General features: G+C 44.2%; 10 protein-coding genes. 6 read left to right on the top strand and 4 right to left on the bottom strand.

Annotation, left to right across the window (positions count from 1 at the left end):
* The first annotated feature begins 256 nt into the window (after positions 1-256).
* The gene (locus CXF83_RS04600; RefSeq protein WP_332871382.1) at positions 257-2,857 is read left to right on the top strand and encodes a cation-translocating P-type ATPase; all 2,601 of its coding nucleotides are present in this window, start codon (positions 257-259) and stop codon (positions 2,855-2,857) included.
* Here the strand turns inward: CXF83_RS04600 and CXF83_RS04595 are convergent.
* Complete coding sequence (locus CXF83_RS04595) at positions 2,805-3,695, bottom strand: universal stress protein (RefSeq protein ID WP_101092383.1); 891 nt, start codon at positions 3,693-3,695, stop codon at positions 2,805-2,807. The genes CXF83_RS04600 and CXF83_RS04595 overlap by 53 nt on opposite strands.
* Before the next feature lie 122 nt (positions 3,696-3,817).
* On the opposite strand from CXF83_RS04595, the gene CXF83_RS04590 reads away from it, so the two are divergent.
* The 3 genes from CXF83_RS04590 to CXF83_RS04580 all read left to right on the top strand — a co-directional run bounded on the left by CXF83_RS04590 (position 3,818) and on the right by CXF83_RS04580 (position 5,930).
* On the top strand, positions 3,818-5,020 hold the full coding sequence (locus CXF83_RS04590; RefSeq protein WP_101092385.1) for a cation:proton antiporter: 1,203 nt from the start codon (positions 3,818-3,820) through the stop codon (positions 5,018-5,020).
* 300 nt (positions 5,021-5,320) lie between these two features.
* Positions 5,321-5,581 carry a DUF5062 family protein gene (locus CXF83_RS04585; RefSeq protein WP_101092386.1) on the top strand — a complete coding sequence of 87 codons (261 nt, stop codon included), beginning with the start codon at positions 5,321-5,323 and terminating at the stop codon, positions 5,579-5,581.
* 133 nt (positions 5,582-5,714) lie between these two features.
* Positions 5,715-5,930, top strand: a complete 216-nt coding sequence (locus tag CXF83_RS04580) for a TIGR02450 family Trp-rich protein (RefSeq protein WP_101092388.1) — start codon at positions 5,715-5,717, stop codon at positions 5,928-5,930.
* A 23-nt stretch (positions 5,931-5,953) separates the two neighbouring features.
* Here the strand turns inward: CXF83_RS04580 and CXF83_RS22470 are convergent, their stop codons facing one another.
* Positions 5,954-6,094 carry a hypothetical protein gene (locus CXF83_RS22470; RefSeq protein ID WP_157822934.1) on the bottom strand — a complete coding sequence of 47 codons (141 nt, stop codon included), beginning with the start codon at positions 6,092-6,094 and terminating at the stop codon, positions 5,954-5,956.
* Between the two features lie 115 nt (positions 6,095-6,209).
* Between CXF83_RS22470 and CXF83_RS04575 the strand changes: the two genes are divergently transcribed.
* Positions 6,210-7,097, top strand: coding sequence for a LysR family transcriptional regulator (locus tag CXF83_RS04575; protein ID WP_101092390.1), 888 nt, complete (start codon positions 6,210-6,212; stop codon positions 7,095-7,097).
* 108 nt (positions 7,098-7,205) lie between these two features.
* Positions 7,206-7,823, top strand: a complete 618-nt coding sequence (locus CXF83_RS04570; RefSeq protein WP_101092392.1) for a hypothetical protein — start codon at positions 7,206-7,208, stop codon at positions 7,821-7,823.
* Positions 7,824-7,837: 14 nt separating this feature from the next.
* Here the strand turns inward: CXF83_RS04570 and CXF83_RS04565 are convergent, their stop codons facing one another.
* Positions 7,838-8,824, bottom strand: coding sequence for a sensor domain-containing diguanylate cyclase (locus CXF83_RS04565; RefSeq protein WP_232775030.1), 987 nt, complete (start codon positions 8,822-8,824; stop codon positions 7,838-7,840).
* Positions 8,825-9,058: 234 nt separating this feature from the next.
* Positions 9,059-13,612 (bottom strand): ATP-binding protein, encoded by a 4,554-nt coding sequence (locus CXF83_RS04560; RefSeq protein WP_101092394.1) that lies wholly within the window; start codon positions 13,610-13,612, stop codon positions 9,059-9,061.
* Between the last annotated feature and the right edge of the window lie 45 nt (positions 13,613-13,657).

The raw sequence follows: 13,657 nt of genomic DNA, 5'->3' as shown, positions 1-13,657 counted from the left end.
CTATTTACTGAGCTTGAAAATTAAAAACCACCTCAAATGAGGTGGTTTTTTTATCGGTTAAATTTATCTTTAACGATCACCTCCCAACCCCATAAAATTAAGCAGTAAATTTCTAACAGCTGTTATTTTGTGGACTTAATCCAGCTCTAGACACAAAAGCCCTATCAAGCCTTGATACTGGTCAATTAACATCCAAATTAACTGCCTTGCTCTATCATTATTGACTATAGATCAACTGACAACACAAAACTGAATAGTGAGAGGAGATGTGGTCATTCCGGGGTTAACGAGCAAGCAGGCGATAATGCTATTGAGGCAGTATGGTGAAAATAGTTTGCCTAAACCGCCAAAAAATAGTTTCTTTCGACTGTTTATGGTCCAGTTTCGTAGCGCATTCATTTATGTGTTATTGGTGGCGGTTATTGTTTGCTTACTGCTTGGCCAGCTTATTAATGCGTTCTTTATCTCGGTAGTATTACTGCTTAACGCGCTCATTGGCGCCATTCAAGAATACTCAGCACAACAAGCAGCCGATTCATTAGCGCATATGGTGCCGCAGCAAAGTAGAGTACTCCGAGATGGCCATCCGGTACTCGTTGACAGTAAAAGCTTGGTGCCTGGTGATTGGGTTATCCTCAATGGCGGTGACCGTATCGGTGCTGACATCCATCTTAAACAATCCAGTCAATTTCAGGTCGATGAGTCGGCTCTCACCGGTGAATCCGCTTCTGTCAGTAATAAGAAGCAGGCTTTTGCCGGCACCTTAGTCACCCATGGCCGAGCCGAGGGAGAAGTCTTCGCAACAGGAACCCACACTCAGATTGGACAGATCGCCGACTTAGTCCATCAGGGCGGCAATACTAAGCCGCCACTGATGCAACGAATCGATCAGTTCACACTGCGCATCGCGATAGCCATCATCATTATTATTGCGCTCATATTTGGCCTGACCTTAATGCGGGGTGCCGCCCTCTCTGATGTGTTTTTACTCGGCGTGGCATTGGCCGTATCTGCGATCCCTGAAGGGTTACCCGCAGCGATCACTGTCGCTCTCGCTATCGGCATGAAACGAATGGCAAAAGCCAACGTAATCGTCCGCAAATTGGTGGCGGTGGAAACGCTAGGTTCCTGTACCTTTATCGCCTCAGATAAGACCGGCACATTAACGGTCAATGAGATGACGATTGGGCAAATATGGCTTGCGAACGGGCAGAGATATCAGGTGACGGGAGAGGGATTGAGCCCGACAGGTATTGTCCAATCTAAGGATAACAAGTCCCCTGCTGACTTAACGCTAGACCCCGCACTCAAACAGTTAGCCACTGCGGGAGTGCTCGCCAATGAAGCGCATCTGGTATTTGAAAAAAATGAGTTGCACGCTGATGGCGATGGTGTTGATTTGGCTTTCCTCATATTAGGTCACAAACTCAAACTGCCCTCTACCACGCTGCGGCAGAAACGGCTGACCCTTTTTCCCTATGAATCAGAAAAAGGCTTCAGTGCCAGCATTGATGATAGCGAGCTAGGCCCATCAATCTCAGTCAAAGGTGCGGTAGAAAAACTTATCCCTATGTGTTTGCTTAGCTCAGAACAGCAGCAAATCATTCTCAGGAAAACGCATTCGATGGCTATGCAGGGCTACCGGGTACTCGCATTAGCTCGCGGCTTAGGTAACCCCGTAGATAGTCATTTCAATGATCTCGAATTTCTCGGGCTTGTTGCCATGAGTGACCCCCTTAGACCCGATGCCATAAGTGCGATCGCCTCCTGCCGAGAAGCACAAATCAAGGTCGCTATGATCACCGGTGATCACCCTGCTACTGCGCTAACGCTGGCACAACAGCTTAATATTGCCACAAAGGATGATAGTGCGATAACAGGTCTGGCTCTGGAAAAAGCAATGCATCAGGGTGAAAGTGAATTTGATCAACTCGTCTCTAGTCACAGGGTGTTTGCTAGAGTTAAGCCTAAACAAAAGATGGAGATCACTCAATCGCTTATCAGGCAGGGAGAGTTTGTCGCTATGACCGGAGATGGCGTCAATGATGCACCGGCCCTCAAACACGCTCATGTCGGTATTGCCATGGGGCTCAGGGGAACCGATGTTGCCAGAGAAAGCGCCGCATTGGTCCTCACCGATGATAAGTTTAGTTCGATTGTAAAAGGGATCATCGAAGGGCGTATCGTCTATAACAATATTCGCAAGGTGATTTATTTGCTCATCAGTACTGGTGCAGCAGAGATCTTCCTTTTTATTCTCAGTGTGTTATTTGCACTACCGATCCCGCTTTTCCCACTGCAGATCCTCTGGCTGAATATCGTCACTAATGGGGTGCAGGATGTCGCACTCGCCTTCGAGCCCGCTGAAGGTAAGGAGCTATCTCAACCGCCACGATCACCAAAGGAGCCCATTTTCGATCGTTTAATGCTCGAAAGAGTTGTGACCAGTGCACTCACAATGGGCTTGGTAGCATTTGGTTTATTTGCTATATCGCTAAACATGGGCGCTGATGAAGTGGAAGCTCGCAACCTCACGCTTATGTTGATGGTGTTATTTGAAAATGTACACGCGCTCAATAGCCGTTCTGAACACAGGTCGCTACTGCAGATCTCTTTGTTTAGTAACCCTATCCTGCTTATCGGCATCCTTGTGGCCCAAGGGATCCATATTGGCGCCATGTATACCCCTGGACTAAATGATGCACTCCAGCTTAGTCCCATCAGTTTAGGTCACTGGTTGATCTTACTCGCCACAGCTTCAGTGCTCTTTATTGTGGACGAGGTACATAAAAGGTACTGGCGTATTAAACATCATCCGAACTTGGTAATCCCAATAGCTGATCATCGGCCGGAATAACCAACACGTTGCTGCGCACACGGCTGATAATGGACTCAGCCATGTTGCCAATAACATAGCCAAAAATACCGCGACGCTGACATGCTCCAAGCACTAAGTCTCGCACCTTAAAACGGCAGGCAAGCTCATAAAGGCAAAGATCAGGTTCGCCAACAGTAATGTGAATGCAGTCAGGATCGAGATCTAGTTTAGCTAATTGATGTTGATATTTTTGATAAGCCTCTTTGACTAATGTGTTGGTATTGATCAAGTCCATATCGCGGATCAACTTAGGCACTCTAATGACAAAGGCTAGATGTAGTTTACTGCCCTTAGCTTTGGCTAGTGCCTTACCATGCTTAATAACCAATTGATTAAGTTGTTTTTTAATAGGCTTATCACTACCCAGATCGACTGCCATCATGACGGCATTGCCCCTATGCAATGGGTTATCTGTCAGTAACATTAACGGAATTTTGACATTACGGATCAAATTCCAATCAACAGGTAGATAGTGATCCGCATGATGTACCGCTTTTACCATGAGATCGAAACCATGACGAATAGAATGATAACAGGCATGTTCAGACAGATCTTTGCTCCATACGCTATGGACGGGGACATCTTCTGCCTGCAATTTTTCCAGTTCGCCTTCCACTTTCGCCTCTCGCTGCTTCATCATATTCTTATGCGCTACAGCTGCAAAGCGAGGGTTGTAATACTCTGCGCTGCCAAAATATTCAAAACTATAAGCAAAAATTTCTGCACGTTTACCCAATGCGTTTGCCAATTCTATTCCCGTCGCAATAGCATCGGTATGAGATTCCTCTCTTTGCGAAATAATAAACACCTTGTCCATGGTTTACTCCTGCCATTATTACCTTACTCTAGCTTAGACAAGCATATGCGTCCTCGCCTCAGGATGACGCATATACATGATCAAGATCAAAGCGCTGTTATTAACAAAATAAGGGGGCAACAGTGGCAATAGATAGCTTTGTCATTTCCATTTTTCTTATTCTACTTTTTGGCCGCTTGCTAGGGGAGCTTGCTCGTCGATTAGGCTCCCCCGCCGTCGTGGGGGAGATTATGGCGGGACTGCTGATTGGCCCCTCGATTCTGGGCTGGGTTACTCCGCATAATACTCTGTCGGTTCTGGCTGAATTAGGGGTGATTTTACTGCTATTTGATATCGGCTGTGATACTTCCATTAAGCGTCTATATCATGCTCGTGGACACTCAACCTGGGTAGCATTAAGCGGTATTTTAGTTCCTGCTGTGGTCGCCAGTGCTGCCGCTGCATACTGGCTTAATTTACCCTCATTTACTGCGCTATTCTTCGGCTGTGCCCTAACGGCCACCAGCATTGGAATATCAATACGAGTGATGGCTCAAGCAAAACAAACACAAACGATTGAGGGCCAAGTGATCTTGGGCGCTGCCGTAATAGATGATATCGCTGGGGTAATATTACTGAGCATATTATTGAATTTTCATGATTCAGGCAGTTTAAGTGTCGGTTCGATACTCATATTAACCATTAAAGTTATTGGGTTTTTACTTATCGCTCCACCCTTTGCGCGCGTATTGATTTATCTAGCACGCGGCCTTCAGCCTCAGTTTAACCAATCCGGTTACGCTGTTTTTATCGTGATCACTCTAATCTGTTTATTTGCATGGTTAGCTCACTTATTCGGTGCGCCCGCACTATTAGGTGGCTTTGCCGTTGGAATGGCATTATCTAAGCAGTTTATTTCGCCGATAAACCGTTACCTACGCAATCCTTTTCATTTTACTCATCAACTGGAAAAGTCGACCAAACCACTCATCGATATTTTCGCACCGATATTTTTTGTTTATGTTGGCATTACCGTTGATCTAAGCCAGCTGGAACTCACTACAACAGGCTTACTGCTACTACTTTGGCTGGCACTGATCGCCATCTTGACTAAACTCGCAGCCGGTCTAACAGCAAAGGGATCATGGCGAAGAAAACTCATCATTGGCTGTGCGATGGTTCCTCGCGGTGAAGTAGGTCTAGTGTTTGCTGAAATGGGCCGCCAAGCCAGCATCATTTCACCTAAGTTATTCACCGAATTAGTCATGGTTATCGTCGTCACGACCATCGCCGGACCGCTCATGCTAAAGTGGTCACTCAAAGGACAGAGATTGATCCATAAGTAAGTGCGTCTACGCACGATACATGATAATTCTAGTTAACTGTTCATCAAGATGTTGATGTTCAATAATCGGTCGAAGAGGAAGTCCTAGACTCTTTGTAGAAAAGTACATTGAATAATAAGCATTTGCCTAATCACCGCGGTATATAGGCGATAGTATAAATAGCCAGAACATGATTCTGTTCAATGACAATAGCTGCTGATTTCAATTTATTAAACAGCCTTATTCAGCGTAATGTCTCTTGCCTTCGCTCTAGATTCAGGTAACGTTAGAGTTATATCAATCGAAAGAAGAAGCGCTTATATGAAGTCTGGTAAACATGATGTACAGCTACTTAAGCTCGCGATGGAAATCGGAGTAGGTTACGCCAAGAAAAGAGGCTTTGCCGACTTTGGTCAAGGTATTTCCCCCAAAGACAAAGTGGAATGTATTTACCGATTATTAGTAAAAGACAACTTGATTCAAGCTTTGTCAAAAGACAAAGAAGATGGTCCAAATATGAAACACAAATTAGTGCTGTGGATCAGCCGTCAACTTCCCGAAAACCACGAATTACTGAACTAATATATTCCGCAATCGAGCCTGTCGCATCTAATGCGGTAGGTTCCCCGCTAATCTCGCCAACAACGTCACCAACAACGCCATAAATAATACTTCGGTGTTGATCGATCATGAGCCGCTTTACGTATTAATTTTTATGAATAAAATAAATCCTAAAAAACTGCTCCAAAGTAAGTGGACCGCACTAAAGCCTATGCAGAAACAGAAGCACTTTATGGTCACTAAAATGGAATTTGATGAAATGGGAGATGTGGAACGCTGCCAAATTGAAGCGGTATTAACCCGCACTCAATATGACATTAATTGGCGCGAGCTAACCGACGAAAGCTGTTGGATATTTGGTTGGAAATAAGCCGTTCGATACTCGTAAACCACTTACAATGTTTCTTTACTAGGCTCTTCAACTGAACATTTCTGCTCATTAGTATCAGCTTGTTTCTTTTGTGCACAATCTTGCTCAAGTGGCATTGCTGCTAAATATAGTGCTTGGGCGAATAAACCTTGGTATGACTTCATGTTGACGACCTCTCAAAACTGGGATAATTGGTTGGATATGTGCTTGAGGTCAAAGTAATCTGGTTCAGACTATTAGTAAAATGAATAATAGCCATCAACTAGATTCCAAATAAGCATGAACATCCAAATAAAAAGTTTACACTGCTTCCTAACCCTAGTCGAAGTGGGCAATTATACTCGGGCAGCAGAGAAGCTTCATCTCACTCAACCTACCTTAACGAAGATGATCCAACGCCTTGAAGATAATCTCGGCCAGCCTTTACTGATCCGAAATAATCAAAAGGTGATTGCCACCGAAGCAGGCAGAGCTTTAGTGTGCACAGCGCAACAAATAGTGGGCCAATGGCACCGACTTAGGGAAGATCTCAATAACTTAAATGGATTACAAACAGGCCAACTTAGGCTTGGAGTATGCCCAATGATGGGCGAAATGATCATCGAATTAGTCGCAAATTTTCGACAGAAATATCCCGGAATTGAACTCAGTATTCAAGAACTCGGCGGCTTTGGTGCAGAGCAGGCGCTGTTAAATGACAGTTTAGATTTGACCTTTACCGCATTACCGACAACACATGCTCAGGAGTTTAACAGCTTAGATCTTAAGGGTTACCCCTTGCTTGCTTGCATGCCAAAAGATCACTTACTAGCTAAAAATGAGAGTATTAGCTGGCAAGATCTAGCGCCTTACCCATTCATCTTATACAACGATGATTTTTCACTGACAAAGCTTATTTATCGATTAAGTCGCGCTGCCAATGTCGATCTTAACATTGCCGCTCAAAGTGGCCAGTGGGACTTTATTGCCGCCATGGTTGAAGCCAAGATGGGCGTGGCTATTTTGCCTAAACCTATCTGCCAGAAAGTTAATTCAGAAAACCTTATTTATAAAACTCTCTCGCCGCAACTAACATGGGATTTAGCACTTATTTGGCGGAAAAATTTACCCCTTACACCTGCCGCATCAACTTTTTTAAAACTAAGCAAGGAGTTAAGTGCAAACTAAAGCAAACCATTGGCAGATCGAATAGCTAGTAACGTGTAGCGATTCGGTACATTCGTTATCATCACCGCATTGACAAATTCTGTCTAACAAGAAATTGCGGAGCTAGATATGACAAAACTAATTAATTTATTTAAAACCAGTATCTTGGGAGGGTTTCTTGTGGTCTTTCCTTTGTTACTGTTATATCTCATGGCAGATGAGTTAATTGATCTTTTGATCGGCCTGTCAGATCCTTTAGTGCAACTTTTACCGAATTCGAGCATGAGATCAGACGTTGATCCATTCGTGTTAGCACTACTTGCATTAGGCCTGACCTCATTTATTTTTGGCCTTTTTTTAAGATCGACTTTTATGACTAATCTATTTACCTGCATTGAGCGTAATACTATAGGTCGCTTAACCCTTTATCGCTCAATAAAACAAATAGCGAAGGGCATTTTTCGTGATAATAGCTCCACAGAAGCCCACGGACAGAACGATAGCGGCTTTCGAGCAGCATTGCTTTGCAACAACGATGGTAGCCAACAATTTGCTTATCTTATTGAGCAGGATGACAGATATTCTACGGTACTTATCCCTTATGCCCCCGCAGGATTCACTGGACCAGTAAAAATAGTTAAAAATGAAAAAATTGTGGTGATTGAGAACAGTATTGGTGATGTTAGCGCCGTATTAAGTCAATGGGGCAATGGAGCATTAGCATTGACTGCAAAACATACTCGATAGGTTTTACGGGAACGTTAGGAGCATAATAGAAAACAGTTTTTCCCCTGACGTTTCACTTGATACATAGCCTTGTCAGCTTGTTCATATACATCGCTAAACAGCTCGTTTTTACCAAAAACGGCAATGCCGATACTCAAGCCAACCTTAATACTGTGATTTTCGATATTTAAGGGCTGTGCAAATAACTGCAGCATCGCATTCGCCACTGTTTCTAATTGTACACTGGCTTTTGATGGGTATAGCACCACAAACTCATCGCCTCCTAAGCGCGCAATATCGGTTGTCTGCCCTAGATATGAAGTTAAAATATTAGCAATACGGATCAACAAGCTGTCACCAAACTTGTGACCATAGTGGTCATTATTGGCTTTAAAGTCATCCAGATCGATAAACAGTAGCGCGCCACCTGCACCCTGTTGTAATTTTGACTGTTCAAAGGCCTCCATTAACGCTTTACGGTTCAATAAACCAGTTAGAGGGTCTTTGTGTGCCAGTTCAGCCAAACCCATTTCATAACGCTTCTCTTGGGTGATATCGATATGAGTTCCCATAATCCTAATCGGATGACCATGTTCATCAAATTCAACAATTCGGCCGCGATCTGACACCCAACTAACGCTGCCATCCTTATGTAACATTCGGTGAGTCACTTGGTAGGAGTCTGTCTTGCCTTTAACATGGTCGTCAAAGTTGGCGACAACCCAATCACGATCTTCTGGGTGCAAGTTACCCTTCCAACTATCGACATGAGCGGCAAGTTCATCGATGGTATACCCCAATAACGACCCCCATTCCATATTGAACATCGTGAGGTTACCTGACGGAATATGTTGTTCCCATAAACACAAACCTGTGCCATCTAACGCCGCATTTAGCTTTTCTTGCAATACAGCATTTTGTCGAACAAGCTCAGCCTGATCATCTCTAAGCTGATTATTTTCTTGTTCCAGAGTGCTAAGCATTTTTTGCAGCTTGGCTTGTTCAGTCTTAGCTTGATTCATTAATCGTAATACTGATGAGGTCAGCCATTCAGCCCCTCATCAATTGAGCCCTTATGCTTATGATTCAATCATTGAAACTACTGTCATCGTTTGTTAAACACAAGCTTATTAGTACTATCGACTGACTATCCGTAAAAATAAGGTAAAAAAATACCCACATAAAGGTGGGTATTCAAACTGTTTTTAAATGCTAAAACAACGCACTAAGATCAGTGCGTTATTTACATTCAATATCTACGCGACTGGCGATACTACAAACAGTAATTCACCCTGTGAAACCTGCTGAGCATTACTATTAAGAATGCGCTCGATACGGTATTGCTTATCTTCAGGGTACAGCACAGCGTTCTTACGGTTAAAGCCTGCGAGTGTTAGTTGCGAGAACATCTTCATTGCTTCTGTAAGCGCTAAAGTCTGATCCACTGTAACTATGTCGCCTTCTTTAACGAAGTCTGCTTCACCAGGTGCTGGAGAGGTATAGAAGATACCTGCACCTTGCGCCATCACCTTAAGTTCATTACTTTCGCCAACACGTAGTGATTCAGTATCAACACCGACGGTTTCTGCAGCTGCTTCCATCTCGGCGATAAGCTCAGGAATATCAAGCTCAGCCATAAAGCGTGGCAGGTAGTTGGTATCATAAACGCCTTCATTGAAGGTGCCATCTTTAAGGATGCGAGTTAACAATGGAATGTTAGTCGCAATGCCCTTGATAACAACTTCGTTTGCAAGGTAGTCATGAAGCTTGTTAATGACATCTTCACGGCTTTCACCACGACAGATGATCTGTGCAATCAAGCTATCGTAGTAAGGTGATACTTCTTTACCTTCACCCGCGATAGAGATGATTTCAATATCATCACGCTCTGGCATCTTATATTCGCTAATCAAACCTGGGTTTGGTATTAACTGCAATATGCCATTGCTATCAAGCGCTGCTTTCTCAGCCGTGACACGCACTTCCATCGCATAACCGATGCTTTGTGGCTCTAAATCTGCAATAGAGCGCCCTGCTGCAATATCAAAACCGGCACTGACAATATCGATGCCTGATGTTGCTTCTGTTACTGGATGCTCTACTTGCAGACGGGTATTCATCTCCATAAAGTAGACTTCATTTGCGTCTAAGTTATAGATGAACTCTACCGTACCCGCCCCCATATAATCGGTTGCATCACCTAATAAACGCGTATATTCCAGTACTCGCTGTTTTAGCTCCTCAGGCAACATTGTTGAACCTGATTCTTCAACCACTTTCTGGTTGTTACGCTGTACAGAGCAATCACGTAAGCCAAGTACTTTAGTGTTACCAAACTGGTCACGCAGCAATTGCACTTCGATGTGACGTAGTGAAGTTACGTATTTCTCTAGGTAAAGATCACCGTTACCAAAGGCCGCAGCGGCTTCGGTAGAAGTTTTTTGGAAAAATTCAATCATGTCTTCAGGACGTTCTACAACCTGAATGCCTTTACCGCCACCACCTTGTACTGCTTTAAGCAATACTGGGTAACCAATTTCAGTGGCAACGTTTACCGCTTGCTCTGCATTGGTCAAAATACCGTGGCTACCAGGAACGACAGGTACGTTTTGGTCTTGCGAAGTTTTAATCGCATTCGACTTGTTACCCATGGTCGTCATGCTGTGAACACTCGGGCCGACAAAGTTAACGCCATTGTTAACACAAAGGGCTGCAAACTGCGGGCTTTCTGATAAGAAACCGATACCAGGGTGCAATGCATCAACATTTTCGTATTCAGCCACTTTCAACACTGAATAAGCATTGAGGTAACTTTCATCAGAGGTGTTACCACCAATACAAACTAGCTTGTCGTTCGCTTTTAACATGTCAGCAGGCACTGATGTCATATCAGGGTCTGATGCAACCAACACGACATCAATCTTGTTGTCGTGTGCTTTACGAATAAGCTTAACCGCGGTACAACCACGAGCATGAATCAATACTTTATTGATTGGCTTCATGAGTGCGCGAGGATCGTTCTGAACAATCTCTTCATCTTCAACAGACATTTCAGGTACAAGCGTCGACAGGGCATTACCAATGATGGTGCTAATATTACCCGTCGGCTTCGGCATCAATGGGTCGATGCTGCTTAGCTGGTCATCCAACGTGGTGGTGAATGGGTTTTCAACGAGGGCATTCATCGCGCCAGGGACTTTCGACAAGTAGTTAGACAGTGTCGCCGTCGAAGGTAAGTATGCAGGCACAACCATTTGACCCGCAAACGGCATGTTGGTGCCAGACAAATAATAAGTTTGCACCAGAGGATGCGTCACGAAACTTGCCTGTGCGCCACCGGTACAGTCACCATAACCAAACATCAATACTGGCAACTCATTGTCACGAATAAAGCGAGTGATACGGTCGTTAACAACAGCCATTGAGAATAGTGCTGCTGCACCTTCTTTGGTCTGCATACCGCCAGAGCTGATAAAACAGATAACCGGTAACTTACGCTTAGCACATTCAATTAATAACGCGCTGAATTTTTCAGCGGCAGCCATATCGAATGCACCCGCTTGGAATGCCGTGTTTGATACCGCAACACCGACGCGCATTGGCTTGCCATCTCTTTCGAAATCAGCAAGGCCGGTAATCAAACCACAAGGGCGAATACCTTTATCGAGTGCATCTTCAATAGAGAGACGGAAACCAGGGAAATTAAGCAGGTTAGCCGAAATTTTATCACCGTTGATCTCTTCAAATTGAGTGAAGAACTTAGCAACAATCGCCTCCCAACCCATTTTTCCTGCGCGCTTTTCATCGCGAAGTACTTTTTGGATCAGTAGATCTTGGTAACCCATGGTCAAACGGTTCCAGAAGTCTTTACGACGACCGATACGTACAGGGTTAATGGCGCCAGTGTATTCATTGTTTTCTTCTTCACTGTCGAAATACTCTGGGAGTAAACGCTCGAAGAAGTAAGTTAATATAACAAACAGACTGTCGTTCAATTGTGGGAAACCAACGCTCTTCCACTGCTCTGTGCGAGTCAACAGTTCTGCGCGGTTTGATTGCGACATAAAATACTTAAGCCACTTGTAGAACTTGCTCTTATCGTTAGCCACATCTTGTGTAGACAATGCTCTATCAATTGAATCATGTAGCAAGTTATCAACTGAACTACGAGACAAGCTCTTAGACATCATCGCTTCTTTCGCGATTGATGCTAAGTTACCCACAACGTTGTCATACAGTGCGTTGAATACCAGAATATTGTGGCATTGCCAGATAAAGTCTTCGCGCAACTCATCATGGATAATAACATCGAGAACAGTTAGTTGATTTAGCTCAGGCCAATCTGCTTGAGTGACTTCAGGTGGTAATGTCTCAAGGTAGCTAATAAGCCCTTTGAAGTTGTTTTCAGCATTACCTTTCCAGCGGTGAAAGAGCGACCAACTGATGTTAAAGATAAGGGCTTTACGCGCTTTCTTATAGTTCTCTTTTGGTTCACCCAAAATCAAACGCGTTAGCATATTACGTTCGGTAGATACATCATCACGCTTGGCGATGAAGTTACCCCAAAGCTTATTCAACTCTTCGTCATAAACCAGCTTATCTGGGTTAGATAACCAAGATTGGAAAACTTTGTCCTGTTCTTGTTGAATACGCGCTAACAAGTCACCTTCAGGCACACTGACTTTAGATAGACGACCATACTGTTCTTGCGAGATAGAATGGATACGGCTACGCAGTGTTAAGTATCGCAGGTAACGGTAAGTGCTACCAAACAGGTTTAAGTGCATCGTTGGGTTGTCAGCAACCGCAAGCTCTGCATTGACCTCTAGTGCTGCTAAGTTTTTAGAAGGGTCTAAAAAGCGCGCTAGACTGCGGTCATAGTGTTCACGTAAATCATCAGACTCGCGAACAAACTGCACAGCGGCTTTTTCAACAGCTTCAACACTGCTGATAATCGCACGGCGTAGGTTATGTTGGCGCTCATCTTTGTCTGATGGCGAGAAATCGACGATACCGTCGATACAACCCGATGTGTACAGCTCTTCTGGCGAAACGCCCACAGATTTTGCACATTCCTGCCAAGACAAGTTGTACTTGCGCGCAATGCTTTGTAGGCCTTGTGGCTGAATCGTGTTGAAGATACCGTCACGCAGTGACAATAGAATGTTTGCAGCAGCCAGTGGAATAGCACCACCAGAGTAACCAGCACCAATCACGATACCGACTGTAGGTACGTCAACATTGGCACTCTCCGCAATCGCTTTAGAGATTGAGTGAGCTTGGTTTTGGCTGTTAGCGATTTCACCTGCATCAGCACCTGGAGTGTCAATAAGGTAGATAATAGGCATAGACAATTCGGCAAAATGACGAATCGCTTTACAACACGCTAAGTGATGTTCAGGCATCCACGCGCCGTTAGCCGTTGTACGCTCTTGTGCAATAAAACCGATACGGCGAGTACGAGATCCAAAATTCAGTTCAATCTCTGCACTATAAAAAGGGCCGCTGTGAGTTTCGGTAATAAGCTTACCTTTAAGATCCGCAATCATGCGTTTAGCACCAGGGCGGTTTTTATCTTGCGTCGGTTGGATCACCTTAGTGACATAACCATCGACGTCTAATCCAGCCAAATCTTTTAGATTGGCTTGAATGGTATCGTCACCGAGAAGGCCTTTTATCTCCTCAGATAATGTCTGTTTACTGTGCTCAGGAAACAAAGAAAAGTCTTTTGCCAAATGCTCTGCTTTTAGAAAAAGCGGATCTGCACTTTGGGCTTGAGTCATGTTAACGGGCTGATTTTTGCTGGTCATCGAAAGATCCTCTGCGTTTAGCCTCTGAAATTTTTAGCCCGTAAA

The organism is Shewanella sp. Choline-02u-19 (assembly GCF_002836205.1).
Lineage (GTDB): Bacteria > Pseudomonadota > Gammaproteobacteria > Enterobacterales > Shewanellaceae > Shewanella.
Note: the sequence above shows the minus strand (reverse complement) of the source record. Positions and strands in the feature narration are given on the sequence as shown.

Coding starts and splice junctions, on each gene's coding strand:
- CXF83_RS04565 (WP_232775030.1), bottom strand. CDS start 8,824: ATGAATCAAGCTAAGACTGAACAAGCCAAGCTGCAAAAAATGCTTAGC.
- CXF83_RS04580 (WP_101092388.1), top strand. CDS start 5,715: ATGAATAAAATAAATCCTAAAAAACTGCTCCAAAGTAAGTGGACCGCA.
- CXF83_RS04595 (WP_101092383.1), bottom strand. CDS start 3,695: ATGGACAAGGTGTTTATTATTTCGCAAAGAGAGGAATCTCATACCGAT.
- CXF83_RS04560 (WP_101092394.1), bottom strand. CDS start 13,612: ATGACCAGCAAAAATCAGCCCGTTAACATGACTCAAGCCCAAAGTGCA.
- CXF83_RS04575 (WP_101092390.1), top strand. CDS start 6,210: ATGAACATCCAAATAAAAAGTTTACACTGCTTCCTAACCCTAGTCGAA.
- CXF83_RS04585 (WP_101092386.1), top strand. CDS start 5,321: ATGAAGTCTGGTAAACATGATGTACAGCTACTTAAGCTCGCGATGGAA.
- CXF83_RS04570 (WP_101092392.1), top strand. CDS start 7,206: ATGACAAAACTAATTAATTTATTTAAAACCAGTATCTTGGGAGGGTTT.
- CXF83_RS22470 (WP_157822934.1), bottom strand. CDS start 6,094: ATGAAGTCATACCAAGGTTTATTCGCCCAAGCACTATATTTAGCAGCA.